Source organism: Arthrobacter sp. 05T423, from assembly GCF_056396245.1.
Genome location: NZ_JBFTLC010000037.1, coordinates 23,886 through 50,072, shown reverse-complemented (window position 1 = coordinate 50,072; position 26,187 = coordinate 23,886). Strand labels below are relative to the sequence as shown.

The window sequence follows — 26,187 nt, the reverse complement described above, 5'->3', positions numbered from 1 at the left end:
CGGCAAGCCACCAACGCTCCCCACCACCCAGGGCATACACGACGCTCCACCCGCACAGAACACGCACTCGAAGCCCTCGGCGCCACCACCATGGCCCTCATGTCCGCCACCACGACCGCATAACCCCGTACACAACCAGAAAAGACAGCGGCGGCACCCTTTCGGGTGCMGCCGTTTCGCGTGCTGCCGGGTTCTTACACCGTCACCGGAGTCCGTGACTGTGTGCCAGGGCGATGGCCTCGGTGCGTGAGCCGACGTCGAGCTTCTTGAACAGGTTCCGCACGTGGAACTTGACCGTATTCTCGCTGATGCCCATGGCTGAGGCGATGGTGCGGTTGCGGTTCCCGGCGGCGAGGTGCTGGAGCACTTCGAGTTCGCGGGCGGCCAGGTTCCAGCCGGCGACATCCCCGGCCGGGCGGGTCGGCAGGTCCAGGGGGAGCGAGACGAAGACGTCGGCCCCCCAGCCGGGCATGACGTCCATCCGCAGCTGGCCGGTAAGCGCCTGGACCCGGCGGTCAAGGCGGCTGATGCTCGGCGCGTCGGCAGCGAGTGCACCGCGGCCGTCGTCGCGTACGTTGATGAGCAGGTTTTCGCCGTCACAGTCCCACTGGGTCCGGATTCTGCTGACGTCGGGTTGTTCCATCATGGCCAGCACGAGCCCGCGGACCACTGCCCTTGCCGCGTGGGCGACCTCGCCGGGGAGGGCCCGTCCATTCAGCGGCGGCTCGATGAACTCGGCCTCAATGCCGCTGTATCCCGTGAGGGGCCGCAGGTCCTCCCGCAGGCGTTCAAAGGCCCTGGCAACGGGCTCTTCCACCAGGTCCGTGGTGCGGTCGCTGAGGGTGCGGAGCCGGACCAAAGCCTTGGCGGTGAGGTCAGTGACGGTTGTGCGGGCTGTTGCATTGTCCATTGAGGATGAGCGCAGGGCTGCCAGCAGGGTTTCCAGGGTGGTGGAGTGCAGATCGGTCAGTTCCGCCGTCACGCGGATGCGTTCGGCCGAGGCAGCCCGGGATTCCAGCAGGTACGACGGCGGCGCATCGGCCACTTTCTCCTGGATCCGCCGGGCAGCAAGGTTCCACAGATACGTCACCAGGTCCAGCCCGGCGTTGTCGTTTCCGGGATCGGACGGCTGAGGATCGGTGATGACGAGAAGGGCCTGGCTGGAGGCATGTTTCAGGGCTAGTGCGGGCCGGGACCGGCCGGCAAGCTCGGCTTCCCCGAACCACGGGGTCTCATCCGAAAGGGTGGCGCGAAGCGTATCCAGCTCGGCAATGGAAACCCGGGAAATGATTTCCTCCGCACCTGCCTTCTTCTGCGGCCGCCCCGTGCAGTCCTCGGTGAAGATGACCAGCGCGCTGCTTCCCAGATATGGAAGCGTGGCATCACGCAGCCGCTCCGCTATCTGAAGCAGGGGAGCATCGGCTACTGCTGCCACTGAATGCAGCAGCGGCCATGGCAGGTCTGTAAGGGGCATGGTGGACGCCTTCGCGGGCTGGTCGGTGGCTGCGCTCATCCGGACAGTTTACTGGCACCCACTCCTAAAGTGTAGTAAAAACCGTCAGAAAACAGTGTTACCCCTACCCATTAGTTTCGGAAACATAGGTGTTAACCGGAAAGCATCCGATCGGCCGCTGCAGGCCGACGACCGAATCAAAGGGGATTAACCGTGAATCCGACAGCAACCGCGACGCATATCGCAGACAGCACCACAACACTCGACTGGACGTCCGAGGACCAGCGCGCGGTGGACACACTGCGTGTTTTGGCCGCAGACGCCGTCGAGAAGGTGGGCAACGGCCACCCCGGCACCGCGATGAGCCTGGCTCCGGCCGCGTACCTTCTCTTCCAAAAGCTGATGCGCCACGACCCGCGTGACCCTGACTGGATCGGCCGTGACCGGTTCATCCTCTCCCCGGGCCACTCCTCGCTGACGCTGTACAGCCAGCTGTTCCTCTCCGGCTACGGCTTGGAACTGAAGGACCTTCAGGAGCTGCGCACGTGGGGTGCGCTGACCCCGGGCCACCCGGAGTACAAGCACACCGCCGGTGTTGAGATCACCACCGGCCCCCTGGGGCAGGGCCTGGCGTCCTCGGTGGGCTTCGCGTACTCCCAGCGCCGCCAGCGCGGCCTGTTCGACGCCGATGCTCCCGCCGGCGAGAGCCCGTTCGACCACACCATCTGGGTCATCGCTTCCGACGGCGATATCCAGGAAGGCGTGACCTCGGAAGCTTCCTCCCTGGCCGGGCACCAGGAACTCGGCAACCTCGTGGTTGTCTACGACGAGAACCACATCTCCATCGAAGATGACACCGACATCGCCTTCACCGAAGATGTCCTGAAGCGCTACGAGGCCTACGGCTGGCACACCCAGCGCGTGGACTGGACGGAGACGGGCGAATACGTCGAAGACGTCCAGGAGCTCTACTCCGCGCTGCTGGCGGCCAAGGCGGAAACCTCCAAGCCGTCCATCATCTCGCTGCGCACCATCATCGGCTACCCGGCCCCCAAGAAGCAGAACACCGGCAAGATCCACGGCTCCGCACTCGGCGCCGACGAAGTCGCAGCCCTGAAGGAAGTGCTGGGCTTCGACCCCGCCAAGTCCTTCGAGGTGGACGAGGACGTGCTGGCACACGCCCGGCGTGTGGTAGACCGCGGCGCGGTTGCCCGTAAGGAATGGGAAGAGTCCTTCTCTGCCTGGCAGGCAGCCAACCCCGAGGGTGCTGCCCTGCTGGAGCGCGTCGAGGCCCGCCAGCTCCCCGCCGGGCTCGACGGCGTCCTGCCGGTATTCCCTGCCGGCAAGGATGTTTCCACCCGCGCCGCCTCCGGCAAGGTCCTGAACGCGATCGGCCCGGTCATGCCGGAACTCTGGGGCGGCTCGGCTGACCTCGCGGAGTCCAACAACACCACGATCGAGGGCTCGCCGTCGTTCATCCCGGCCTCACGCTCCACTGAAGCGTGGAAGGGCAATCCGTATGGCCGCGTCCTGCACTTCGGTATCCGCGAGCACGCCGCAGCCTCGATCGTGAACGGCATCAGCCTGCACGGCAAGACCCGCGCGTTCTCCGGTACTTTCCTGATCTTCAGCGACTACCAGAAGCCGGCCATCCGCCTCGGCGCGCTCATGGGAGTTCCGTCCATCTACGTGTGGTCGCACGATTCCATCGGCCTGGGCGAAGACGGCCCCACCCACCAGCCGGTGGAGCAGCTCTCCACCCTGCGGGCGATCCCGGGCCTGGACGTGGTCCGCCCGGCCGACGCCAACGAGGTGGGCATCGCGTGGAAGACCATCCTGGAGAACCACGAGAACCCGGCCGGCATCGTCCTGACCCGCCAGAACGTCCCGACCTTCCCCCGCGGCGAGGCTAGTGCCGACGGCGACACCTTCGCTTCCCCGGCCGGGGTGGCCAGGGGCGGCTACGTCCTGGCCGAGGCATCCAGGGACGGCCAGACCGTGAAGGCGCAGGTCATCCTGATCGCCACCGGATCCGAGGTCCAGCTCGCCGTCCAGGCCCGCGAAGCGCTCCAGGCCGAGGGCATCGCCGCCCGCGTGGTGTCCATGCCGTGCGTCGAGTGGTTCAACAAGCAGGACGCCGCCTACCGCGAGGCTGTCCTGCCCGCAGCAGTCAAGGCCCGCGTCTCCGTCGAAGCAGGACTGGCCCTGGGCTGGAAGGAATTCGTCGGCGACGCCGGCCGCTCCATCAGCCTCGAGCACTACGGCGCCTCTGCAGACTACAAGCGCCTGTTCCAGGAGTTCGGCATCACCGCAGAAGCAGTCGCTGCTGCTGCCAGGGACTCCATCGCCGCCGCAGCCAACTAACTTTTGAAGGAAGAAGCAGAAGCCATGACCAACGCAACACCCACCGCACAGCTTTCTGAAGCAGGTTTGTCCATCTGGCTGGACGACCTCTCCCGGGAGCGGCTCGACAGCGGCAGCCTGCAGAAGCTCATCGACCAAAAGAACGTCGTCGGCGTGACCACCAACCCGTCCATCTTCCAGGCCGCGATCACCTCCGGCACGGACTACGACGCTAAGATCGCCGAACTTGCCGCGCAGGGCGCCGGCGTGGAGGAGACGATCTTCGAGATCACGACGACGGACGTCGCCGACGCCTGCGACCTCTTCGCCCCGATCGCCGCGGCCACCAACGGCGTCGACGGCCGCGTCTCCATCGAAGTTGACCCCCGCCTGGCCTGGGACACCGAGGGCACGATCGCCGAGGCCAAGAACCTGTTCAAGAAGGTCGACAAGGACAACGTCCTGATCAAGATCCCGGCCACGCTTGAGGGCCTTGGAGCCATCACCGCGGTCCTCGCCGAAGGCATCAGCGTCAACGTGACCCTGATCTTCTCCCTGGAGCGCTACCGCGCCGTCATCAACGCCTTCCAGGCCGGCCTGAAGCAGGCTAAGGACAACGGCCATGACCTGTCCAGGATCCACTCCGTGGCGTCGTTCTTCGTCTCCCGCGTGGACTCCGAGATCGACAAGCGCCTGGATGCGATGGGCACCGACGCGGCCAAGGCCCTCAAGGGCAAGGCTGGCGTCGCCAACGCCCGCCTCGCCTACCAGGTCTACGAAGAGCTCTTCTCGACGGAACGCTGGGCGGTCCTGGCCGAAGCCGGCGCGCGTCCGCAGCGTCCCCTGTGGGCCTCCACCGGAGTGAAGGACCCGGCCTACCCGGACACCCTGTACGTCACCGAGCTCGTCGCTGCCGGCATCGTCAACACCATGCCGGAGAAGACCCTGGACGCCACGTTTGACCACGGCGTGGTCACCGGTGACACCATCACCGGCACCTACGGGGAAGCAAACACCGTCCTCAACGCCCTCGAACACCTCGGCATCTCCTACAACAACGTCGTCGCCCTCCTGGAATCCGAAGGCTTGGACAAGTTTGTGGCCAGCTGGAACGAACTCCTGGCCGACGTCAACAACGCACTCACCACCGCACGGAAGGCTTCCTAGCCACTGGGCTACGAGCCACGGCGCTAACAGCCATCCGTCCTGGCCGCGTGGGGCCCCTTCGGGGTCCCCACGCCTTGGTCACCCAGATCACCGAAAGGCAGACATCATGTCCGTTTCACCCCTGAATTGCTGTATTAACCCCAGCATCCTCTCGGCCGACTTCGTCAACCTCGAAGCCGAATTGGCCCGCATCAGCAACGCCGACGCCGTGCACGTGGACGTCATGGACAACCACTTCGTGCCGAACCTGACCATCGGCCTGCCGGTCGTGGAACGGCTGCAGAAGGTCAGCCCCGTGCCGCTGGATGCCCATCTGATGATTTCCAATGTCGACCACTGGGCGCCCCAGTTCGCCGACGCCGGCCTGAGCTCGGTGACGTTCCACGTCGAGGCCTCCGACGCCCCCATCAAACTCGCCCGCGAACTTCGCGCACGCGGGTCCAAGGCAGGCATGGCACTGCGCCCGGCCACCCCGGTGGAACCATACCTGGACATGCTCCCTGAACTGGACATGCTGTTGCTCATGACGGTGGAGCCCGGTTTTGGCGGCCAGGCATTCCTGGACGTTGTGCTGCCCAAGATCCGCCGCGCCCGTGCTGCGGTCGAGGGTTCCGGGGTGAACGTGGCCATCCAGGTGGACGGCGGCATCACGGAAGAAACCATCACCCGCGCCGCTGAGGCCGGCGCCAACGTCTTCGTGGCCGGATCGGCCGTGTACGGTAAGCCGTCACCTGAGGACGCCATCGAATCGCTGCGGGCAAAGGGTCAACTCGCCTTCAGCCCCGCGGCATCAAGCCCCAACAACGTCGTATTCCAGCGAGCCTGAAGGACCACTCATGCGCGTTCACATCGCAACCGACCACGCCGGCATGGAACTTAGCTCCCACCTCATCACGGCACTGTCAGCCACTGGCTACGAGATGGTGGACCACGGGCCTGCCGCCTACGACGCCGAGGATGACTACCCGGCATTCTGCATCAACGCCGCGGCAGCCGTCGTGGCCGATCAGGCCGCGGGCGTGGACGCCCTCGGAATAGTCCTGGGCGGCTCGGGCAACGGCGAGCAGATTTCTGCGAACAAGGTCAAGGGCGTGCGCGCTGCACTCGCTTGGAACCTGGACACGGCCAAGCTGGCCCGTCAGCACAACGATGCCAATGTTGTCGCAGTTGGCGGGCGCCAGCACACCGTTGAAGAGGCCACCGAACTGATCAAGGCATTCCTGGCCGAACCATTCACCAATGCCGAACGCCACGAACGCCGCATCGGCAAGATCGCCACCTATGAGTCCACCGGCGAGGTTGCCGAGTAGCAGGCTCGCCTCCGCCGAGGCCGGCCTCGCTGCCCGCGTCGTCGAAGCAACCCAGCAGCTCGGCTCCGCTGGCAGGACCTTCTAGCCGTCGGACGAGTTCCTGCAAGCACCATTACACCCTGAAAGCGATCACATGACTAACGTCCCATCATCAACCAATGAACGCGGAGCTGGGACTACTTACCGGGTCCACATAGGCACCGATGACGCAGGCCTTGAATTGAGCCGCACCCTGCAGGACGAACTGAGCAGCCTGGGGTTTGACGTGGTGGACCACGGGCCGGGTGCGTACGACGCCCAGGACGACTATCCGGCATTTTGCATCAGTGCCGCTGAGGGCGTCGCCCGCGACATCAACCACAACCGGCCAAGCCTCGGGATCGTTATTGGCGGCTCCGGCAACGGCGAGCAGATCGCGGCGAATAAAGTCAGGGGCATTCGCGCCGCTTTGGTCTGGAACGAGTCAACCGCGCGGTTGGCCCGCCAGCACAACGATGCGAACGTCATCGCCATCGGCGCCCGCGAACACACGCCGGAGGAGTGCCGACAGCTCGCGGTCCTTTTCCTTCAGGAGCCCTTCACCCATGACTCCCGGCACAAGCGCCGCATCACGCAGATCGCGGACTACGAATCCTGCCTCACCCCGTTGGCATGCGAGGCCAGCAGGAGGGGAGTCTTGGTAGGACGCCGCCTTCTCGAAGAGGCGCCTGCCTTCCACGAGTGAGTGGACCCAGAATGAACTCCGGCCACATCCCGGTCGGCGGCGTCATTATCTCCGGCGACATCGCGACAACCTCGAACCCGGCCTTCGTGCCCTTGCCGAGCGCCACAACGTGATCGATGAGGTCCGCGGCCGAGGCGTGTTCTGGGCGCTGGAACTCGTTCAGGACCGGGCCACGCGGACGCCCGTTTCTGCCGAGTACATGGGCCGCCGGAGGTGGCCATGGCCCTGGACATCTACGATCAGGCATTCCCCGCCGTCGCGCTTTAATTCGGGAGAAACTTAGGGGAGTACGACGCCGGCCGGTCACCTTCTGGTGACCGGCCGGCGTCGTACTTTCTTGACCCTGGGGTGAGACTATTCGGGGGAGCCCTTGGGCCGGTAGTCGGCAATCAGACCACTGGCCATGTGCCGGGCGCGGCGGGCCGAGAGCTTGTCCCCTTCGGCGGCGGCAATGATCGAGCCCTTCATGAGGATGTGCCAGGAGAGCGAGAACGCCTGGGAGTCCTCGAGGCCTGCCTCGTCGGCTAGGAGCCGTACCTGTTGGCGGATCCTTGCCAGGTACTCGATGCTGGCGCGCCCCAGCGGATGCGTGGCCCCCATTTCCAGCAGCACCTTCACAAAGGAGCATGCCTCGAAATCGTCGTCCTGAAACCACTGGTCGTACACGTCGAAGATCGCCAGCAGCTGGTCTTCCGGGTTGTCTGCCCTTCTTTTGGCTTCGGGGACCACCGATCCCATCATCCATAGCTCGTCACGGCGCTTCAAAAAGGCCAGCGCCACGTCGTCCTTCGACGGGAAATGCCGGTAGAACGTGGCCTTGGCGACGCCAGAGGCGCGGATCAACTCGTCGACGCCGACGTCCCGGATTCCACGGTGGGAGAACAGGTCGTAGGCGGTGACCACAATACGGGTGCGGACATCATCGGGATTTTCAAGGTTATCTGCGACTGTCCTCATGTCGGGAAATTCTACCTTTTCTATGCAATTTTTTTGCCCTCGCGTCCGGATGCCAGCCGAATGTGGCTGCGGGGGGTGCAGTTCTGAGGAGCGGCTAACCGCCGTCGAAGTCTGGAGTTTTTGTCCGCGTATCGCGACTTCCGGGGGATTTAGCGGCCATTATCTGGACAAAAATCCAAGGGTTGGGAAGGGGCAGTCGATGTACCGGTGGCAGGGGGCCATGCAACCTGCCGGTGCGCGTTGGTCTGGCCTGCCTTGCTCATAACCAGGACGGCAGGTCTGCGCACTCGACTCGGCCCCGAAGACCCGCCCCCAAAAGACCCGCCCCCGAAAAGACTAGTCCCCTAAAAGGGCGGAGGTTCGGGCGCGGCGGAGTGATTCGCTGGCTTTAGTGTTCGTTCTGGCAGATCGTTTGGGTGGAAAGACATGCCGAATTCTGTTGGTTCGGTAACGTATTCCCGGCCCAGCGGTGAAAGCCAGCTGAGGTTGCCCGCACCGGAGTGCGTGTAGCTCCAGGCGCCGATGGACTTCAGTGCGTGGTGCTTTGGGCAGAGCATTGCCAGGTTGCCAGGGTCGGTGGTGCCGCCATCCTGCCATTCGATGGTGTGGTCGGGTTCGCAGGCTGTGGCCTGACGGGTGCATCCCGGGAACCGGCAGGTCCCGTCACGGCAATTCAGGTAGCGGCGAAGCGCTTTCGGTGGACGGTAAGCGGCGCGGCCGACGCCCAGGGCCTGGCCGGTGGTGCAGTCGGTGAAGAGCCGCTGCCATGTGGGCGCGAGGGCTGCGAGGCGCCGGGCCGTGGGAGCATCGATTGGACCGTAGCCTTCGAGTACGCCTGTTTCGAGCTCAGCCGTTTCGAGTTCGGCTGCTGCTGCGGGTCCGGTTGTGGAGGCCAGCCCGGTGGATTCGGCGCCGGCGCCGACTTCGAGATCGTTGCCGTTGCCGTTGCCGTTGCCTATGACGTGTCGGACGGGAATGGTCACCACGATCTCGGCGCGGAATGCTCCGGACTCCGACTCGTCAGATTCACTAAAAAGTTCATCAGATCCGCCCAGGAAACGGTAGGTGAATGCATCAGCCCGCAGCTCCGGCAGCGTGCTGCGATCGGGGGCATTGCCGGAACCCGAAAGGGCCCTGAGCTCTGCAGCCCGTGCGCTGGCCTGCCGTGCGTCGCGGTCGAGTCCGTTGAAAATGGCCATCCCGGTTTCTGCTGTTAGGCGTGCGGTGAGCGTACACATGCCGTCCGGTTCGGGCATGAACCATACGCCGCGCTCACGCCGGGCAGCCTCTTTGCGGGCGGCGAGGCTTTCGGGGTGGAGGTGTTCACGCAGCCGCCGCAGGCATGTCCGTAATTCGGACGGGGTGCGGAGGCGGCCTTGCCGGGTCCGCGTGCGTCGCAGGGCGGCCCGCGAGAAGTCTTCGGCCTGTTCGGCGGGCAGGGAGCGGGCCTGGTCGAGGATGATCCGGGCGTGCGCCTCGGAGATCTCGCCCGCCTCAACTGCTTCAAGGACCTCCCATTGGGACGTGGCCAGGTCCGCGGCATCATTCAGCCAGCGTGCGGCGGTGCCTTCAGAGAGGGCGGAGGCGGTAGACACCTCGCTGACGGCCAGGGCATGGGTTTCGTCCCCGCCGAACCGTACCGGCTGGTTCTCTTGGCGGCGGGGAGATTCTTCGGCAATCGCTTCTTCCACCCGTGCCAGCGCGCGCATCTTCATGGCTGTTGCCCAGGCGATGAGCCGGTCAGACGACTCCACCACACCCAGGGCCTCGTCGGCCGTAAGGAAGGACGGGAGTGGGAAGTTCACGGTGCCGGCCAGCAGTGAATCCTCCCGGTCCGCGAAGACGACAGCCGGAACCCAGGTCTCGTCATCGACCAACGACTGGATCTCCACGGCTGCCCTCCCCCCGGAAACTCTGCCTACTGAAATCACCTCTGGAATTTCCCCTACCGGACATTTTCAGACTAGGGGGAGGGTGCGACATTTAGCGTGGGCGGTGCGGGGCCTCAGACCCGGGGCCGCAAGGATCCATTCGCGATGAGGTGGTTTCGCGCGGTGGAGGGCCGCGCTGACGGGACTATGCCGTTGCTTCGTCCTCTAAGGTGGGGTCAACCTGGGCCGTGTGGTCGATCTGGGCTGATTCGACGAGCTGCGTCATGGCCACGTGGATGTCCTCCGCCTGGCTACGGCTGAGGCCGAGCTTGGCGAGCATGGTGCCGGGTACGCCCAGCGCCTTGCCGCGGAGCGCGGCCCCTTCGGGTGTCAGTCCGACCGCAAGGGACCGCTCATCCCCGGGAACGCGGCGGCGGGTGACATATCCCAGGGCTTCGAGCCGCTTGAGCAGCGGGGAAAGGGTGGCCGGGACCAAAAGGAGGGCGTCGCTGATCTCCTTGACGGAACGCGGGCTCTTTTCCCATAGCGCCAGCATCACCAGATACTGGGGGTGGGTGAGGTTGAGCTCCTGCAGCACGGGCCTGTAGGCGCCGATAACAGTACGCGAGGCGACGGCAAGGGCGAAGCAGAGCTGCCGCTCGAGCAGGAGGTCATCGTCGCTCCCTGGAGGGGAAGTCATAAAGCCATGATATCGAAGTGGCAGTTGGAGCCGGCTGACCGGCCCTCGAAGCCCTGGCGGAACCGCAAATCGGAACTACGGGAACATGGCGAGGAAGAGGAACGCGGCGAACAGCACCAGGTGAATGGCCCCCTGCAGCCTGGTAGCGCGCCCGGGCACCACCGTGAGTGTTCCCACGACGACCGTCAGCAGGAACAGGACGATCTGCGTGCCGCCGAGCCCCAGCGTAAGGGGTCCCTGCAGCCAGATACTGGCTACAGCGATCGCGGGAATCGTCAGCCCAATGCTGGCAATCGCCGAGCCGTAGGCCAGGTTGAGGCTGATCTGGATCTTGTTCCGCGATGCGGCCCGGCTGGCGGCGAGGCCTTCCGGCAGGAGGACAAGCAGCGCGATGATCACGCCCACGAAGGACTCCGGGATCCCGGCACGGCTGACGCCCGCTTCGATAACAGGGGAGACGGTCTTGGCCAGTCCGACGACGGCGACCAGCGCCGCGCACAGCAGCGCCAGGCTCGTGTAGGTGGCCCGGTTGGTCGGGGTGGCGCCATGGAGGTCGTCCTCGCCGTCGCCGGGAGAGACGACGGGAAGGAAAAAGTGGCGGTGGCGGACGGTCTGGGTCAGGACGTACACGCCGTAAAGTGACAGTGAGGCAACGGCCGCGAAGCCCAGCTGCAGGGGCGAAAACTCAGGTCCGGGCCGCGACGACGTGAAGGTCGGCAGGACCAGCGTCAGGGTGGCGAGTGTGGTGACCACCGCGAGGGCAGCACCGGCGCCCTCCGGCTTGAACCGCGGAATGCCAAACCTGCGGGCGCCCACCCGCAGGGCAATCCCCACGATGCCGTTGGCTGTGATCATGACGGCGGCGAAAACGGTGTCGCGGGCCAGCGAGTGGCTGCCCTCGCCCCCGATGCGATCAAGGTGACGATCAGGGCGACCTCGATGATGGTCACGGCGACCGCCGGCACCAGCGATCCGAAGGGCTCGCCGACGCGGTGCGCCACGACTTCGGCGTGATGCACCGCCGCCAGGACGGCGCCCACCGGAACCACCGCGATGGCGGTAGCCAGCACCGGGCCCGGGGAGACTCCCCAGGTCACGGCCAGGACGACCAGGCCGACGACGGGTACCACGGCGGTCCAGGACGATCGGAGCCGGGCCAGCACAGCGCTATCTTCTCAGTGCTGGCCCTTCAGTGCTAGACCTCGGGTACTAGCCTTCACACTCCGAGCAGTACTTCTTGCCATCCTTTTCGCGCGCGAGCTGGCTGCGGTGGTGGACCAGGAAACAGGACATGCAGGTGAACTCATCTTCCTGCACCGGAACAACCTGAATCAGCAGCTCTTCGTGCGACAGGTCGGCGCCGGGAAGGTCGATGCCTTCTGCGGTGTCGGCTTCTTCCACATCGAGCAGGGCAGTCTGGGATCCGCCCTGCCGCGACTGGATGGCCTCCAAGGACTCGTTGGCTGGCTGGTCCTCTTGGGCCACGCGAGGGGCGTCGTAGTCAGTTGCCATGGTTTTTACTCCTTCGGCTGTGCGCCGGACGACGCACATTCGCAGGACTCAACGAGTGGGCGCCGCCAGGTATTCCCGGAAACCCGGTGACGATTAAGGTCCCCAAAGTTTAGAGGATGATTTCGCGGGTCATGCCGAACGGAACCTCGTCGGAAAGCGTGGCGGTGTAGCTTCCGGGCCTGTTGCGCGTGACCATGATCCCGTGTGTTCCGGTGAGCATGGCCGCTTCCTGGAGGTCCTTGACGGCGGCATCGAGCCGTTCGTCGAGGATCTGGTGGTCGTCTACATGGATGTCGATGGTCTTCGCGGTGCTGGGCATTGGTTTCCTTTAGGGTGTTGAAAGTTTTGAGCTGTTCTGGGCTATTCAGAGTTTGGGCCGCGCGTTAAGGGGCGGCAGGGCGCCCCGGGATCTCTGCGTACGCAGCGCTTACCGGGTGCCGGTATGTGCGGGCCTGTAGGCCGCTGGTGCACCGCCCCCACGGGCTCTGATGGAAGCCGGTCCACGCGTTCGGTGTCGCGTGTATTTTCGGTGCTCTGCGAAAAATTAGACCGTGAGGCCAAAACTTTGTCAAGACATGCGGTGGGAACAGCTGGCGGGGCAGTGCAGCGGCCCCCACGGAGCAGGATCGAGAACGGGGAACCCTGGCCCCTTTCCCGCGCAGCTTCCTCGATCAGGCGCGGTTCTTTTAGGGTCCGGTCGCGTCACCTTGTGTGCCAGGTGGCCAATCATGCGCGAGTGCCGGGTTAGGCTGTTCCGTGCTTCGTCTGAAACGCCTCGCGGTTCTCAGCCTTTTCGCGTTCTGCGCCATCACCGGGCTTGCCTTCTGGCTCCTCGGCATGGCAACTGCGGGCGTGCCCGGCGCTGGGCGTGGGTCCCAGCCGGCCCCGCCGCAGGCGGCGGGAAAGTTCGTGCCGCTGGCAAGTGGGAGCGCGCATGCCGTGAACATCACCAGGACTGTGGACCCGGAGTGGCTGGCGCGGACCGCCGCGCGGACGGGAATTCCTGTGCGGGCCCTCCGGGCGTACGTCGCGGCGGCTGGCATGGCGAACTCTGACGCGCCGGCGTGCGGGATCGGCTGGAACACGGTGGCCGCCGTCGGCTTCGTTGAATCCGCCCACGGCGCCCTTGGCGGAGGCCGCCTCACGGCTTCGGGGGAGGTGAGCGGGCCGATTGTTGGCCCCGGCCTCAATGGCGACGGCTTCGCCGCCATTGCCGACACCGACGGCGGCGCGCTCGACGGCGACGCCCTCTGGGACCATGCCGTCGGCCCCATGCAGTTCATCCCCTCCACATGGAAGCTGGCAGGAAGGGACGCCAACGGGGACGGTGTGGCGGATCCGCACAACATCGACGACGCGGCCCTCAGCGCGGCCGGCTACCTGTGCGCCGGTGGCCGCGATCTCACCACGGCGCAGGGGTGGGCCGACGCCATCTGGTCCTACAACCAGTCCGAGGCCTACCTGGGTCAGGTGGGTGAGAAGGCTGCCGATTATGCGGCGCAGTCAGGGTAGCCCGGCGACGCCCATAACGACCGCCGCCCCCGCCTGCAGGTTGACTGCATGCGCAGGTGGCGGCTGGGTTCAGTGTGAGGTTAGACCCGGTGCGGCGAGCCCAGTTCCACGGGTTCCTCATCCATCAGGTAGGCGGATTCGGAGTGCGCCGCGATGTCGATGCCGCGGAGTTCGGCCGCCTCGTCGATTCGGAGGCCCACGGTGATGTCGAGGACCTTGGCGATGACCCAGGTGACCGCGAAGGAGTAGGCAAGCGTGGCCGCCGTTGCGATCGTTTGGATGCCGAGCAGGCCAAACCCTCCGCCGTAGAGAAGCCCGTTGACCTTGTTCGGGGCGGCGTCCGTGGCGAAGAGCCCGATCAGCAGGGTTCCGATAATGCCGCCGATGAGGTGAACGCCGACGACGTCGACCGAATCGTCGAACCCGAGCCGGAACTTCAGTTCGATGGCCAGGGAACAGACGGCCCGGCGATCAGTCCGATGGCCAGTGCGCCGAGCGGGCTGACGGCGCCGCAGGCCGGGGTGATGGCCACGAGGGCCGAAATGAGTCCGGAAGCAGCGCCCATGCTGCTGGCACTGCCCAACCTGACGCGTTCCACGAGTGCCCAGACGAGAAGGCCGGCGGCGCCCGCCACGTCGGTGTTCAGGAAGACCACCGACGCCGAGTGCCCGGCGGTGAGGGCCGAGCCGGCGTTGAAGCCGAACCAGCCAGCCCACAGCAGCCCCGCTCCCACCAGCACCAGCGGGCGGCTGTTAGGCTTGACGTGCTCGCTCTTGGGCCAGCCCGCGCTGCGTCCCAGGACCAGCGCGAGGGCATCTACATGCTCGCCGGCAGGATGGTTTACGGGCACGGCGCGCATGAGTACACCATGGAGCCCGGCGATTCCCTGCTCCTGGACGGCGAGGGCCCGCATGGTCCGCTGGAGTTGCTGGAGCTGCCCATCCGGTTCCTGGCCGTCGCCGCGAAGTAGGTTCCCTTAGTCCGCGAGGATTTGATAAAGGGCGCGGCGGGTTTCATCGATCTTCTCCATCGCGGCAGCACGCTGTTCATCGGTTGCCGCGAACCGGAACTGGTGGATGACGCCCATGAGCTTTTCGACACTCTGGTGGAACGCGGGTCCGGATTCCTCGGTGTTGGTGTTCCAGGCGCGGTCCAGCTCCTCGGCGTGGTCAGCCACGTACTCCCGTCCCAGGTCGGTAAGCGCGAATTCGGTGCGGCGGCCGTCGCCCACCGGTGCAATGAGTTCCTCGTCGACCAGTTGCTGGAGGGTCGGGTAGACGGAGCCCGGGCTGGGCCGCCATGCACCTGATGACTTCTCCGCGATGGTCTTGATGATCCCGTAGCCGTTGGACGGGGCTTCCGCCAGAAGCGAGAGGATGGCGGAGCGGACATCGCCCCTGTTGGCCCGGCGTGAGCCGCCGGGGCCAAACCCCGGACCAAATCCGCGGCCGGGGCCAAACCTGCCATGTCCATGCGGCCCGCGCCGGCTCCTTCCCCGCTCGAAGCGTCCAGCTTCGGGTCCGGAATCCGAAAATCTGTTGTGGTCGTGAATGCCTTTCATGGGGAATCGCCCTTTCGTTGAATGTCGCCTGCTCTTCAAGCGATACTCAACGATATATCGGTACATATCGGCCGGTCAATAGTCTTTGACGAGTGCAGCGGCAGGCGGCTGATGTACGCCAGCCCAAAGGAAGATCAGCCCGGCCAGAACGGTGGTCAGCATGATGGCCCGTGGGATGCTATTCCGTGGATTCTTTGCTTCCTCCGCGAGGGAGTTTGCCCTGGCTGCTGCCCTGATGCCGAGGATGTTCAGCAGGGTCACAGCTGCGATGGATACGACCGTGAACAGCCACCGCCGGCACGGTCGGGAGAGCAGCAGGGACCAGTGCCGCGGGTTCTGTTTACGGCACCCGGCTGGCCGCCCGCGCGGTGTCTGCGATTCGCTCCGTTGCGGCCCACGAGGCCAGGAGTCGGAGGGCTTCGTCGGACGGGCTGCCGGGAACGGCCGGGTAGACCGTGAGCGTGTGGCCGGGATCGTCTTCGAGTTCCATGGCCGAGTACGTCAGTTCGAGGAGCCCCACGACCGGGTGGCGGAAGGTCTTGGTTCCGGAGTAGTGGCGGCGGACGTTGTGGGCGGCCCAGCGTGTGCGGAATTCGTCGCTGCGCATGGAGAGTTCGCCGACGAGTTCGGCAATGCGCTTGTCATGCGGGTTGCGGCCGGCCTCCCGGCGCAAAATCGCGACGTTGACGTTGGCCGCCCGGTCCCAGTCAGGGTAGAAGTTGCGGGAGAGCGGGTCCAGGAAGATGAATCTCGAGTGGTTCGCGGGACGGGCGGTGCCGCGGTACATGTCCGAGTACATGGCGTAGCAGAGATCATTCGCGGCCACGACGTCCATCCGGTTGTTGGCGATGAACGCAGGGGCGCCCGTTATGGCATCAAGCAGGTACTGCATCGCCGGCCGCACGGTGGTCTGCGTGCTCTTGGTCCGCGTCCGGGCCGTGGTGTTCGCTGCGCGGGCGAGGTCATAGAGGTGGTCGTGCTCGGCCCGGTCCAGCTGAAGGGCCTGTGCGATCGCGTCGAGGATGCTGTCGGAGGCGCCGCTGAGGTTGCCGCGTTCGAGGCGTGTGTAGTACTCGATGCTGACGCCCGCGAGACGCGCCACTTCCTCCCGGCGTAGGCCGGGAACACGCCGTCGGCCGCCAATCGGTTCCACGCCCGCCTGGTCCGGGGTGATCCGGGCACGGCGGGAGACCAGGAACTCGCGTGCCTCGGTTCGGTTGTCCATACGGTCAGGCTACGTCGATTCCCAAGATGGAGGGAGGTCATGCCAAGACCCCTCTTGGCAGAAGCCGGCTTGAGACGGCGGTTGCGAAAAGTATGCCGGCAGCGATGAGGAGGTGCGCAGGCACTCAGTGAACAGGCCAGGAGTGGCCAGGAATGTGCCGAAGACTGCGACGGCGAGAGCGCCGCCGATCTGGCGGCTGGTGTTGAAGACGCCGCTTGCCCTGCCTGTCTGATGAGCCGGGACGCTGTTGAGCAGAACGGCCGTGATGGGTGGCATAACGAGTGGACCGCCGACGCCCACGAGCATCATGAGCGCGGACAGCACCCAGAGAGGAGTCGAGGCAACGGAGACGGTGCGTGAGCGGAACAGTTGGGGAGGCACGATCGGGTCGGACCCGCGGACCTGCGCTGTTAGAAACGCGGCGACCCCACAGGCGGCGACAATGAACGCCGCGATTACCTGCGGACCGGTGATACCGTCGACGCCGGCTTCTATGGTCGCGTAGATCAGTGCGCCCATGGACAGGACAGCTGTTGTTTGCCCTGCCCAGTCGAAGGATGCCCTGCGTTTCGGGGATTCAGGTGAGCGGGCGAGCAGGATGAGTGCCAGTGCAGCGACGGGGAGGTTGATGAAGAAGATGAGCTGCCAGCTCACCAGGCTGAGCAATCCGCCGATCAGGGGGCCGAGGAAGAGGCAACGGCACCACCCTGCACGAACCGGGCGGCGATGAGCCAGGCCAGGGTCGTTGCCAGCCCGCAGGCGGCCGAAGCCGCCACAAAGATGCCCAGGCCAACGCCAAAGGCCCGCCGGGCGCCGATGCGGTCCGAGAGGGACCCGGACGAGAGCAGGAACGCTGCGAACATCAGGGTGTACCCGTCTACGATTCACTGCGAGCCGGTCATCCTGCCACCCAGGTCCTGCCTGATACTGGGCAAAGCGACGTTTACCACCACCGCATCCAGGGTGATCATGAAGAAGCCGAGCACCGATGAGGCAAGAGTCAGGCCGGCCCGGGGCGCGGCAGGAACCGAGGCAAGCGGGGCGCCTGTGATTGGTTCAGTATTTAGGGGGCTGTTGCCTTGGAATGAGGGTTCTTTCACTGGTTCCTTGGCTTCTTAGTCCTGCGGAAGGCGGTATTCCTCGTCGGAGACGTGGAGGGTCATGCTTTTTCCTTTATTGCCTTGACGTCTGCAGGCTGGATGTTGTGTGATTCGGTGGCAGCCCAGCTTGCGAGCAGCCGGAGGCCGTCCTCGTCCGCGGTGCCGGGCTGGGCGCTGTACGCGGTGAGGGTCAGGCCCGGTGTGGCCGGGAGCTCCATCGCGTCGAAATTCAGGCGCAGATTGCCGACGGCGGGATGCCGGAACTCCTTGTATCCGGTGCTGTGCAGGCGCACATCGTGCCGCGCCCAGCGGCCGCGGAATTCCTCTGATCGTGTGCTCAGCTCGCCCACGAGATCGCTGAGGTCCTTGTTGTACGGGTCTCGGCCGGCCTCGGTGTGCAGCAGGGCGGCGCCGGTGTCCGCGGCCTTGTCCCAGTCGGGGTAGAGGTTGCGTGAGCGCGGGTCCAGGAACTGGAACCGGGCGAGGTTTACCGGCCGGACGGGGGAAAGGAACGCTTCGAAGTAGAGTGCCCGGCCGAGGTCGTTGATCGCGAGGATGTCCAGGCGGCCGTTGCGAACGAAGGCCGGGACCCCGGTCATCGAATCGAGGATGGTCTGGACGCTGGGTTGCACGGCGGTTGCCGGTTGCCGCCTGGCGGTGCGCCGCGCCGGACCCGCAGCCCGGGCGAGGTTGGCCAGATGCTCCCGCTCGGCGGCGTCGAGCTGCAGCGCGCGGCCCAGGGCGTCCAGTACGGTCTCGGACACGCCGGCGAGGCCACCGCGTTCCAGTCTCGTGTAGTACTCCATGCTCACTCCGGCCAGAAGGGCCACTTCTTCGCGTCGCAGCCCGGGCACGCGGCGGATGCCGCCGAAGTTGGGCAGTCCTGCTTCCTCGGGAGTGATCTTCGCCCGCCGTGAGACGAGGAACTCGCGGGCTTCCTTCCGGTTATCCATGTCCACCACGTTAGGCCGGGGAGTGGGCCCGTGGCAGTCCCTGCCAGTACCTGTAAGAACGGGAACTGCCGCCGACTAAGAACAGGAACTGCCGCCGACGGTGGAGCGCCGGGCACCCCGGTCCGGATCTGGTCCGTGGCAGCGCGGCGATGGACCGCCCTGGGGCGGAGCCTTAGGCCCCGCCCCGCCGGCTAACCATCTCGTTGATCCAGATCGGCGCGAAGGGTGAGGTGCAGTTGGGCGGGGTCGGGTAGTCCTTCAGCACTTCCAGCCGTTCCCCGATGTCCATGGCCCGGGCTCGGTGGCCTGCGTGGTCGATGCCGATCTGTGCCAGGGCGTGGTTCATCGCCCACTGCAGGCGGTCCGGGGCGTCCTTCATTTCCGCCTCGATGGTGTCGAGCAGCCCTGGCAGGTCGAGCCCTTCGGGATTTTTCGCGACCCGCTCGGTGGTCAGGGCCCAGCCGGCACTCGCGACCACCTGGTCCGTGTCGTCAGTCCAGGCGAGGCGCAGCTCGTCAGCGTGGGGGCTCTTCTTGACCACGTAGTTCACCAGCCAGTCATGCACCTTGGGAGCGCGCGCCTGGCGCAGCATGGTGTCCAGTTCCTGCCGGCCGAAGGCCTTCGGCCGGCAGATCAGCAGTGACAGCAACCGGGCCGCGGTGTCCTCCGTGGCCCACAAATCGCAGGCCAGCCCGTGCTGCGTCTTCAGCCGCTTCGCGACCGCACGCAGCGCGGACAGATTCACGCCGTGGTCGTCGCCGCGCTTCTGGTTGGCCTCGCGCACCTTCGGATCCTCGAGCATGGCCAGCTCGGCCATCACCGCGTCAACTGTTGTTCCCGCCATCACTGCTCCTTCTCGCCGGCCGCCATCGTTCGTATTCTACGGTCGCGCCTTCTACGTCCCGCCTTCTACGGTTATGCCGCTGCCTGCAGCATCCGTTCATTTGCCGGTCGACTGAGGTTCGTTTCTGGCCCTTAGCCTGTCCCTGAAACCAATGGACAGACTGAGGAGAAGTCATGCGATCAATCAAACGCCGATCAATCAAACGCCGTGCAGTGGCCGGTGTAGGCGCGGCCCTGGCGGCGGGGTCCCTGCTGGCACCGCCCGCCCTGGCCGTGAACGACAACGCCGCTGCGAAGGACACCTACAGCTTTGCCGTTATCGGCGATGTCCCGTACGGCGATGCGGAATTCCAGGCCTTCCCGTCCTACGTTGAGGACATCAACGCCCACAAGGAACTCTCCTTCGTGGCACACCTCGGGGACATCAAGAGCGGTTCCACGCAGTGCACCGACGAGTACTTCGCCGCGATCAGAAAGAACTTCGACGCGTTCACCCTGCCTCTGGTCTACACGCCCGGTGACAACGAATGGACTGACTGCCACCGCACCAACAACGGCGCTTACAACCCGCTTGAACGGCTCGCGCAGGTCCGCGAAACGTTCTTCCCCAAGCCGGGCACCACTCTGGGGGCTCGAATGAAGGTCAAATCGCAGGACCGGCTGGGCTTCCCTGAGAACGTAAACTTCAGCAGGCATGGCATTGCCATCACGGCGGTGAACATCACCGGCAGCAACAACGGCCTGCTGCCCTGGTCGGGGCTCGGCAACACCGGACCCACCGCCGAGCAGGCGGAAGAGGTGCGGGACCGCACCGCCGCCGACGTTCGGGAACTCACCGAGACGTTCCGGAAGGCCCGCGAGAATGACGACCGGGCCGTCGTCGTCATGACCCAGGCGGACATGTTCGACCCGACCGTCACGGCCCCCACCCAGGAGAACTACAGCGCCTTCACGCCGCTGGTCCAGACCCTGATCCGCGAATCGAACACCTTCGGCGGCCCGGTCTACCTGATCAACGGTGACAGCCACGTCTACAACCAGGACCACCCGCTGGCGGCTGGCTCCAAGTGGCTGGACTTCTACGGCCAGGACACGGCAGCGAAGAACCTGACCAGGGTCACCGTCGACGGATCGGACAACGCCAAGAACTGGCTCAAGGTCACCGCCACCAAGGCAGGCACACCCGTCCTGTCCTTTGAGCGGATCCCCTTCACCAACGCTGCGTCCTGAGTCGTCGTCGGGGTTGTCTGCGCGGAAACGGTTCGCGGAGAACACCCGATATACTGGAGGGCACTATGGACGACCCTCCTTCACATATGCCCTGGCCCCTCACCCATTTGACCGGCACGCCGGTTAGCACGGGAGAGGGGCGCCCCCAATGAATGAATGGATCATGATCGGGATCGGCCTGATCCTGACAGTCGGCACCGGATTCTTTGTAGCCTCCGAGTTTGCCCTGGTCAATCTTGACCGCAACGACCTGGAAGCACGCCAGGCGCGGGGCGAGAAACGCCTCGCCCCCACCATCACAGCCCTCAAAATCACCTCGACGCACCTGTCCGGTGCGCAACTGGGCATCACCCTCACGACCCTCCTGACCGGCTACACCTTTGAACCGGCCATCAGCAAGCTGCTGAGCGGACCGCTGACGGCCGCCGGGTTCCCGGAAGGGCTCGTGCCCGGGGCGGGTGCCGTCGTCGCGATTTTCATCGCCACCATTTTCTCGATGGTGATCGGCGAACTGGTTCCCAAGAACTTCGCCCTGGCGCTGCCGCTGGCCACCGCCAAGGTGGTGATCCCGTTCCAGGCCCTGTTCACCGCGGTGTTCAAGCCTGTCATCCTCCTGTTCAACAACACGGCGAATGCCGTCATCAGGTCCTTCGGCATCGAGCCCAAGGAAGAACTCTCTGGCGCCCGCAGCGCCGAGGAACTGAGCTCGCTGGTCCGCCGCTCCGCACTGGAGGGCGTCCTCGACCTGGACCACGCAGCCCTGCTGCACCGGACGCTGCGTTTCTCCGAGCACAGCGCCGCGGATGTTCTGACGCCGCGTGTCCGGATGACCGCGGTGAACACTGATGACACGGCGGAACAGATCATCGCGCTGGCCAGCTCCACCGGCTATTCGCGGTTTCCCGTCATCGGCCGCGATCGCGACGACGTGCTCGGCGTGCTGCACGTCAAGCAGGCGTTCGCCGTCGCCCTCGGCGACCGCGCCGGCGTCCTCGCTGCCGACCTCATGATCGAACCGCTCATGGTTCCCGAGTCCATGGGGGTGGACTCCCTCCTGGTGCTGCTGCGCAAGCAGGGCCTTCAGGTGGCCATCGTCTCCGACGAACACGGCGGAACGGCCGGCATCGTCACCCTGGAAGACGTGGTGGAGGAGATCGTCGGCGAACTGGAGGATGAGCACGACCGGGCCCGTGTGGGCGTGGTCCGGACCGGCCGGTCCATCACCTTCGACGCTTCGCTGCGCCCCGACGAGCTCCTGGACCGGACCGGCATCGCCGTCCCCGACGGCGAGGACTACGACACCGTGGCCGGTTTCGTCACCGACCAGTTGGACCGAATCCCGGAGCTCGGTGACGAGGTGGCGATCGACGGCGGCACCCTCCGCGTGGAACGGGTTGCCGGCACCCACGTCGAGCGGCTCAAGTTCACGCCGGAGGAATCCGCGGAACCGCCCAAGAGCGCCCACGACAGGATCGTCGACAGCCTCACACAGGAGCTGACCCATGAGTGAGTATCTTCCGGGCATCATCTGGCTGGCCGTCCTGCTGGTGGTCAACGCCTTCTTCGTGGGCGCCGAGTTTGCCGTCATTTCCGCCCGCCGGTCACAGATCGAGCCGAAGGCGGAAGCCGGCAGCAAGGCAGCGAAAACCACCCTCTGGGCGATGGAGCACGCCACCCTCATGCTGGCCACCAGCCAGCTGGGCATCACCGTCTGCTCCCTGGTGATCCTCAATGTCTCCGAACCGGCCATCCACCATCTGCTGGAAATCCCGCTGGGTCTGACGTCCCTGTCCGGGGAAGCGATTGGAATCATCGCGTTCGTGACGGCGCTGCTGCTGGTGACCTTCCTGCACGTGGTCCTGGGCGAGATGGTCCCCAAGAACATCTCGTTCTCGGTCCCCACACGCGCCGCGCTGATCCTGGCCCCGCCGCTGGTGATGGTGGCGCGCCTGTTCAAACCGGTCATCTGGACCCTGAACGGCATGGCCAACTCCATCCTGCGCCTGTTCCGGGTGGCGCCCAAGGACGAGGCCACTAGCGCCTACACTTTGGACGAGGTGGCCAACATCGTGGAGCAGTCGACCAGGGAAGGCGTCCTGACGGACAACAGCGGTGCCCTCACCGCCGCCTTCGAGTTCACGGCCAAGACAGTGGCGGACGTCGAAGTTCCCATCGCCAGGATGGTGATGCTGCCGGCGTCCGCGACGCCGGCTGACATCCAGCGCGCGGTGGCCGAGCACGGGTACTCCCGCTACATCCTGACCGACCATGACGGCGACCCGTCCGGTTACCTTCACCTGAAGGACGTCATGGACCTCACCACAGCGGAGAAGTTCACGCGGCCCGTGCCGGAGAAACGGATCCGCCGGCTGGCCTCCACGTTCCGCGGCAGCGAGCTCGAGGATGCCCTGGCCACCATGCGCCGCACCGGCGCCCACGTCGCCAGGGTCTTCGACGCGCGGGGAAATACCACCGGGGTGCTGTTCCTCGAGGACATCATCGAGGAACTGGTGGGCGAAGTGCAGGACGCCACCAGCAGCTCCTGACCAACCAGCAGCTCCTGGCCCAAACCGGGGACACAAACGAGTCCGGTGCCTGGCGGCTGACCGCCAGCAGGCACCGGACTCGGTGGTTAATGCTGATTGTTTACTTGTTGGCTACCGCCGTGGGACCTGCCGTGCCGCCGGCCGTCGATTCAATCCAGACAGGGCCCGGGTTAGTGGTGCCGGCTGCTGCGTTGCGGAGCCGCAGGCTGTACACGCCCCCGGTTGCCGGTGCTGCGGCGGCCGTGACGGCTGCCTGGCCCAGGATCCTGCCCGTCGGGCCGCCGGCCCGGACGGTGACGGTTCCGCCGACCACGCTGCTGGTGCCGTCAATCCTGAGGTCACCGGTCCTCCACTGGGCGACGCCGATGGTTACCCGGTCCGGAACGGGCACTACCTTGACGTCATCGGTCCGGGTGGTCGTTCCAACCTTGACGGTGAGCCGGAACGTGAGCCCGTTGTTGGTCATCGGGGTCCTAAAGACCGGGAGGCTGAACGTCGGCTTGAGCGTGGTGGCCCCGGTGAGCGTGACCTTGTCCGGATCGGTTGGCCCGGTCAGGACCTGCGCCCACTGGTAGGTGGCGCCGGCGGTGGTGGAGCCCGTGCCGTCAAGCGTCACTGTGGTGGCGGTGGTGCGACGGACAATGTTCTGGTCCGGGCCGGCCACGGCGACGACGGCACCCTGGGAGGTGACGGCGGCGGTCTTGGCCGATTCGGGGCTGCTGCCATTGGCGTTGCTGGCCTTGATCGTGAACTGGTAGGCGGTGTCGCCCGCGAGTCCGTCATAGACGAGGGACGTTGCGGTGCCGGCTGCCGTCTTGGGGGCGCCGAACGCTGTGCCGTCAGCGGTGTAGGCCTGGAGGGTGTAGCCGGTGATTGACAGCCCGGCAGCGCCCGGATCCGGGGCCGTCCAGGTCAGTGTGGCCGTGCCCTGGCCCACCACGGGTGCCCCTGAGAAGGCGGGAGTGGCGGGAACCGGATCGTTCGTGACTTTGAAGATCGCCTCGCTGATGGTGGAGACGTTGCCGGACGGGTCGAACGCCGCAAACCTCAGCGTGGTGTTGGTGGCGATGTCCATCGGGGCGGTGTAGCGGACCGCTGTCGTCCCGAGGACCCCGCCGGAGAGGACCGGATCGGAACCGTCGGTGGTGTAGTAGATGTCGCTGCCCGTCTCGTTGGCGGTCAGCGTGACCCGCTGGGCAACCGGCGAGGTGCCGCCGTTGGGCGTCGCAGATACGGTCGGAGCCGTGCTGTCTGTGACCGGGATGGCGTGTGCCGCAGGGTAGGACTCTCCGACGCCGCTGACACCGACCACGTAGACGTCATAGTCCTCGGTGGCGGAAAGGCCGGTGATGGTGGTGCCGGTGGCGGCCTGGCCGGAGATGCGCTTGCCAAGCTCCACCTGCTCGTTGACCGTCACGGTCCTGCCGACGGCGACGGCACGGTATCCGGTGATGGCCGGGGTTCCGGGGATGGCTTCGGCCGGCGTCCAGTTCAGCTTGAGTCCGCCTGAAACCTTCGCGGCCGTGATGCCGGACGGCGCGGGCGGTCCGGACTGCAGCGGGCCGTTGGGGCAGCCGCCCATGCCGGGCCCGCCTGGTTCGCCGTACTCGGCGATGGTCAGGCCCTGCCGGTTAGCGTCGGCATCCTCGAACTCCCAGGCCATGGCGCGCTCGCCGAGGCCGGCGTTGGCGGCGATTTCAGCGGTGGCGGCGTCGTCGAAGTTGTAGGTGGCGGTGAAGGTGTCGCCCACGACGTCCAGCGCGGAGGAGTAGCCGCCCCTGGGGGCCGGCGTGAGTGCGCCGGGGACGGCGCGGATGTCGCGCCGGGCCACCGTGGTGTCGCGGAGCGCCGGCTCAATGATGCGCTGCTCGAGCTGGGTGGGGTTGACCCCGGCCCCGATGTGCCCCTTGACGGTGAGGGTGCTGCCGCTGAGGGTGGAATCGCCGGTCACGTAGGCGTCCTGGACAGTGGTCTCGCCCCCTGTGGTGGCGCCGAACTTGATGGAGACGACGTCGCCGGGGAGGATGTCCGGCGTGATGTTCAGGCCGGTTCCTGCGCCCCAGCAGTACCCACCGGGGTGGTTGATTTCGAAAGCTACATCGCCGGCCGCTACCACGCCCTGGGCCGAGCCGACCACCTTGCCAGAGCGTCGCACCTCGACGGTGCCGGTCTCTCCGACGTGGTTCTGGTAGCCCTCGATGGTGACGAAGTCACGGTTGGGGAAGACAACGATGTTGTCCGGGAAAGTGGGTACGGCCGCACTGGCGGCAGGAATGGCGAACATGGACGTCGAGCAGATGACAGCGGAGACGGTGGCGAAGACTCCGAGCCTGCGGACTCCGGGAGGGCGAAAAGTGCGCGCTCCCGGCTCGCTTTGTGCTGATTTCATGATGACCTCATCGATCCGAGGTGCGCGACCTTCACGCACAATCACAGAATCAATAGGTCCCCTTGGGGAAACGCTGGGCGTTTCGGCTTGGAAAAACGCCCAGCGGCACCAATCTGGCCGCACCTATTGGGCCCCCGCATGCAGGGGCCGTGAGGGGGAACAGGGCTGGTTTTCCCATGTCAGGGCTGGCATGTCCGGCGTTCAGCCATGAGCGGGACGCGCACCCCTCAGCGGGGTTGAGATCCCCACTTCCCCCAGCGCGGGGGGATCACAATCTCGGGTTTCCCCAAGGGAATGGCCGGAAACCGGGGCAGCTTTAGCCCTGGCGGGCCTGCTTGGCCGCCTTCTTGGCAGCCTCGTCCTTGACCCGCTGGGCTTCTGTGCGGACAGCGGCGTGGGTGGCCCGCTCGGCAACCAGCCACGCGGGGGGAGCCTGCAGCAGCGCGGTGATTTCCGCCGTCGTCAGCGCCTCTTCAACCCCGCCGCGGGCAAGTCCGCTGATGGAGACGTTGAGCTTCTGCGCCACCACCGGGCGCGGGTGCGGGCCGTTGCGGCGCAGTTCGGCCAGCCATTCCGGCGGGTTGGACTGCAGCTCGGTGAACTCTGCGCGCGTGATGGTCGAATCCTGGAACTCCTGGGGCGTCGCGGGCAGGTAGATGCCAAGTTTCTTGGCAGCGGTGGCCGGCTTCATGGACTGGGAGTTAGCAGAGGTCATGCATTAAGGGTATCCGGCTGGGCAGGTTCCCCCGACCAGCGCGCGCCGCGCGGTCCGGGCCGGTGGCAGTACTGTG

General features: G+C 65.9%; 21 protein-coding genes and 4 pseudogenes. 10 read left to right on the top strand and 15 right to left on the bottom strand.

Annotation, left to right across the window (positions count from 1 at the left end):
- Positions 1-202: 202 nt before the first annotated feature.
- Positions 203-1,513, bottom strand: coding sequence for a helix-turn-helix transcriptional regulator (locus tag AC1DFE_RS20810; protein WP_476907761.1), 1,311 nt, complete (start codon positions 1,511-1,513; stop codon positions 203-205).
- 153 nt (positions 1,514-1,666) lie between these two features.
- Here AC1DFE_RS20810 and tkt point away from each other — a divergent pair, with 153 nt between their 5' ends.
- The 6 genes and pseudogenes from tkt to AC1DFE_RS20780 all read left to right on the top strand — a co-directional run.
- Positions 1,667-3,817: a transketolase gene (gene tkt, locus AC1DFE_RS20805; protein WP_476907760.1), complete on the top strand. Its 2,151-nt coding sequence runs from the start codon at positions 1,667-1,669 to the stop codon at positions 3,815-3,817.
- Positions 3,818-3,841: 24 nt separating this feature from the next.
- Complete coding sequence (gene tal, locus AC1DFE_RS20800) at positions 3,842-4,963, top strand: transaldolase (protein ID WP_476907759.1); 1,122 nt, start codon at positions 3,842-3,844, stop codon at positions 4,961-4,963.
- 106 nt (positions 4,964-5,069) lie between these two features.
- A complete protein-coding gene (gene rpe, locus AC1DFE_RS20795; protein ID WP_476907758.1) occupies positions 5,070-5,789 on the top strand; it encodes a ribulose-phosphate 3-epimerase in 720 nt (239 codons plus the stop codon).
- Positions 5,790-5,799: 10 nt separating this feature from the next.
- A complete protein-coding gene (locus tag AC1DFE_RS20790; protein WP_476907757.1) occupies positions 5,800-6,273 on the top strand; it encodes a ribose-5-phosphate isomerase in 474 nt (157 codons plus the stop codon).
- A gap of 133 nt (positions 6,274-6,406) precedes the next feature.
- Positions 6,407-6,997, top strand: coding sequence for a ribose-5-phosphate isomerase (locus AC1DFE_RS20785; RefSeq protein WP_476907756.1), 591 nt, complete (start codon positions 6,407-6,409; stop codon positions 6,995-6,997).
- 64 nt (positions 6,998-7,061) lie between these two features.
- Positions 7,062-7,205: pseudogene (locus AC1DFE_RS20780) on the top strand (aspartate aminotransferase family protein); the annotation flags it as partial.
- A gap of 146 nt (positions 7,206-7,351) precedes the next feature.
- Here the strand turns inward: AC1DFE_RS20780 and AC1DFE_RS20775 are convergent.
- The 6 genes and pseudogenes from AC1DFE_RS20775 to AC1DFE_RS20750 form a co-directional block, all read right to left on the bottom strand.
- The gene (locus AC1DFE_RS20775; protein WP_476907755.1) at positions 7,352-7,954 is read right to left on the bottom strand and encodes a TetR/AcrR family transcriptional regulator; all 603 of its coding nucleotides are present in this window, start codon (positions 7,952-7,954) and stop codon (positions 7,352-7,354) included.
- A gap of 344 nt (positions 7,955-8,298) precedes the next feature.
- Entirely contained in the window at positions 8,299-9,846 is a 1,548-nt protein-coding gene (locus AC1DFE_RS20770) for an HNH endonuclease signature motif containing protein (protein ID WP_476907754.1), read from the bottom strand.
- A 184-nt stretch (positions 9,847-10,030) separates the two neighbouring features.
- Positions 10,031-10,525 carry a MarR family winged helix-turn-helix transcriptional regulator gene (locus AC1DFE_RS20765; RefSeq protein WP_476907753.1) on the bottom strand — a complete coding sequence of 165 codons (495 nt, stop codon included), beginning with the start codon at positions 10,523-10,525 and terminating at the stop codon, positions 10,031-10,033.
- Positions 10,526-10,600: 75 nt separating this feature from the next.
- A pseudogene (locus AC1DFE_RS20760) lies at positions 10,601-11,688 on the bottom strand (calcium:cation antiporter).
- A gap of 46 nt (positions 11,689-11,734) precedes the next feature.
- Entirely contained in the window at positions 11,735-12,037 is a 303-nt protein-coding gene (locus tag AC1DFE_RS20755) for a DUF4193 domain-containing protein (RefSeq protein ID WP_003802821.1), read from the bottom strand.
- 109 nt (positions 12,038-12,146) lie between these two features.
- On the bottom strand, positions 12,147-12,356 hold the full coding sequence (locus tag AC1DFE_RS20750; protein ID WP_476907752.1) for a hypothetical protein: 210 nt from the start codon (positions 12,354-12,356) through the stop codon (positions 12,147-12,149).
- A gap of 437 nt (positions 12,357-12,793) precedes the next feature.
- Between AC1DFE_RS20750 and AC1DFE_RS20745 the strand changes: the two genes are divergently transcribed.
- A complete protein-coding gene (locus tag AC1DFE_RS20745) occupies positions 12,794-13,549 on the top strand; it encodes a lytic transglycosylase domain-containing protein (protein ID WP_476907751.1) in 756 nt (251 codons plus the stop codon).
- An 80-nt stretch (positions 13,550-13,629) separates the two neighbouring features.
- Here the strand turns inward: AC1DFE_RS20745 and AC1DFE_RS20740 are convergent.
- The 6 genes and pseudogenes from AC1DFE_RS20740 to AC1DFE_RS20715 form a co-directional block, all read right to left on the bottom strand.
- Positions 13,630-14,408 (bottom strand): annotated as a pseudogene (locus AC1DFE_RS20740) (ammonium transporter).
- A gap of 117 nt (positions 14,409-14,525) precedes the next feature.
- On the bottom strand, positions 14,526-15,110 hold the full coding sequence (locus AC1DFE_RS20735) for a PadR family transcriptional regulator (protein WP_476907750.1): 585 nt from the start codon (positions 15,108-15,110) through the stop codon (positions 14,526-14,528).
- Positions 15,111-15,450: 340 nt separating this feature from the next.
- The gene (locus AC1DFE_RS20730) at positions 15,451-16,335 is read right to left on the bottom strand and encodes a helix-turn-helix transcriptional regulator (protein ID WP_476907749.1); all 885 of its coding nucleotides are present in this window, start codon (positions 16,333-16,335) and stop codon (positions 15,451-15,453) included.
- A gap of 9 nt (positions 16,336-16,344) precedes the next feature.
- Positions 16,345-17,198: pseudogene (locus AC1DFE_RS20725) on the bottom strand (MFS transporter).
- A gap of 296 nt (positions 17,199-17,494) precedes the next feature.
- The gene (locus AC1DFE_RS20720; RefSeq protein ID WP_476907748.1) at positions 17,495-18,388 is read right to left on the bottom strand and encodes a helix-turn-helix transcriptional regulator; all 894 of its coding nucleotides are present in this window, start codon (positions 18,386-18,388) and stop codon (positions 17,495-17,497) included.
- Positions 18,389-18,560: 172 nt separating this feature from the next.
- On the bottom strand, positions 18,561-19,232 hold the full coding sequence (locus tag AC1DFE_RS20715) for a DNA alkylation repair protein (protein ID WP_476907747.1): 672 nt from the start codon (positions 19,230-19,232) through the stop codon (positions 18,561-18,563).
- Positions 19,233-19,405: 173 nt separating this feature from the next.
- Here AC1DFE_RS20715 and AC1DFE_RS20710 point away from each other — a divergent pair, with 173 nt between their 5' ends.
- From AC1DFE_RS20710 to AC1DFE_RS20700, 3 genes are all read left to right on the top strand, one after another.
- Positions 19,406-20,461 (top strand): hypothetical protein, encoded by a 1,056-nt coding sequence (locus tag AC1DFE_RS20710; protein WP_476907746.1) that lies wholly within the window; start codon positions 19,406-19,408, stop codon positions 20,459-20,461.
- Between the two features lie 148 nt (positions 20,462-20,609).
- The gene (locus AC1DFE_RS20705) at positions 20,610-21,971 is read left to right on the top strand and encodes a hemolysin family protein (RefSeq protein WP_476907745.1); all 1,362 of its coding nucleotides are present in this window, start codon (positions 20,610-20,612) and stop codon (positions 21,969-21,971) included.
- Complete coding sequence (locus tag AC1DFE_RS20700; protein ID WP_476907744.1) at positions 21,964-23,007, top strand: hemolysin family protein; 1,044 nt, start codon at positions 21,964-21,966, stop codon at positions 23,005-23,007. Before AC1DFE_RS20705 ends, AC1DFE_RS20700 begins: the two co-directional genes overlap by 8 nt.
- 100 nt (positions 23,008-23,107) lie before the next feature.
- Here AC1DFE_RS20700 and AC1DFE_RS20695 read toward each other — a convergent pair whose 3' ends face one another.
- A complete protein-coding gene (locus AC1DFE_RS20695; RefSeq protein WP_476907743.1) occupies positions 23,108-25,396 on the bottom strand; it encodes a chitobiase/beta-hexosaminidase C-terminal domain-containing protein in 2,289 nt (762 codons plus the stop codon).
- Positions 25,397-25,712: 316 nt separating this feature from the next.
- Positions 25,713-26,111 carry a DUF5997 family protein gene (locus AC1DFE_RS20690; protein WP_476907742.1) on the bottom strand — a complete coding sequence of 133 codons (399 nt, stop codon included), beginning with the start codon at positions 26,109-26,111 and terminating at the stop codon, positions 25,713-25,715.
- Positions 26,112-26,187: the final 76 nt, after the last annotated feature.

Bases quoted from the DNA above. Each gene is read 5' to 3' on its own strand.
- AC1DFE_RS20810 (WP_476907761.1), bottom strand. From the start codon at position 1,513: ATGAGCGCAGCCACCGACCAGCCCGCGAAGGCGTCCACCATGCCCCTT.
- tal (WP_476907759.1), top strand. From the start codon at position 3,842: ATGACCAACGCAACACCCACCGCACAGCTTTCTGAAGCAGGTTTGTCC.
- rpe (WP_476907758.1), top strand. From the start codon at position 5,070: ATGTCCGTTTCACCCCTGAATTGCTGTATTAACCCCAGCATCCTCTCG.
- AC1DFE_RS20790 (WP_476907757.1), top strand. From the start codon at position 5,800: ATGCGCGTTCACATCGCAACCGACCACGCCGGCATGGAACTTAGCTCC.
- AC1DFE_RS20785 (WP_476907756.1), top strand. From the start codon at position 6,407: ATGACTAACGTCCCATCATCAACCAATGAACGCGGAGCTGGGACTACT.
- AC1DFE_RS20775 (WP_476907755.1), bottom strand. From the start codon at position 7,954: ATGAGGACAGTCGCAGATAACCTTGAAAATCCCGATGATGTCCGCACC.
- AC1DFE_RS20765 (WP_476907753.1), bottom strand. From the start codon at position 10,525: ATGACTTCCCCTCCAGGGAGCGACGATGACCTCCTGCTCGAGCGGCAG.
- AC1DFE_RS20755 (WP_003802821.1), bottom strand. From the start codon at position 12,037: ATGGCAACTGACTACGACGCCCCTCGCGTGGCCCAAGAGGACCAGCCA.
- AC1DFE_RS20750 (WP_476907752.1), bottom strand. From the start codon at position 12,356: ATGCCCAGCACCGCGAAGACCATCGACATCCATGTAGACGACCACCAG.
- AC1DFE_RS20735 (WP_476907750.1), bottom strand. From the start codon at position 15,110: ATGAAAGGCATTCACGACCACAACAGATTTTCGGATTCCGGACCCGAA.
- AC1DFE_RS20730 (WP_476907749.1), bottom strand. From the start codon at position 16,335: ATGGACAACCGAACCGAGGCACGCGAGTTCCTGGTCTCCCGCCGTGCC.
- AC1DFE_RS20720 (WP_476907748.1), bottom strand. From the start codon at position 18,388: ATGGATAACCGGAAGGAAGCCCGCGAGTTCCTCGTCTCACGGCGGGCG.
- AC1DFE_RS20715 (WP_476907747.1), bottom strand. From the start codon at position 19,232: ATGGCGGGAACAACAGTTGACGCGGTGATGGCCGAGCTGGCCATGCTC.
- AC1DFE_RS20710 (WP_476907746.1), top strand. From the start codon at position 19,406: ATGCGATCAATCAAACGCCGATCAATCAAACGCCGTGCAGTGGCCGGT.
- AC1DFE_RS20705 (WP_476907745.1), top strand. From the start codon at position 20,610: ATGAATGAATGGATCATGATCGGGATCGGCCTGATCCTGACAGTCGGC.
- AC1DFE_RS20700 (WP_476907744.1), top strand. From the start codon at position 21,964: ATGAGTGAGTATCTTCCGGGCATCATCTGGCTGGCCGTCCTGCTGGTG.
- AC1DFE_RS20695 (WP_476907743.1), bottom strand. From the start codon at position 25,396: ATGAAATCAGCACAAAGCGAGCCGGGAGCGCGCACTTTTCGCCCTCCC.
- AC1DFE_RS20690 (WP_476907742.1), bottom strand. From the start codon at position 26,111: ATGACCTCTGCTAACTCCCAGTCCATGAAGCCGGCCACCGCTGCCAAG.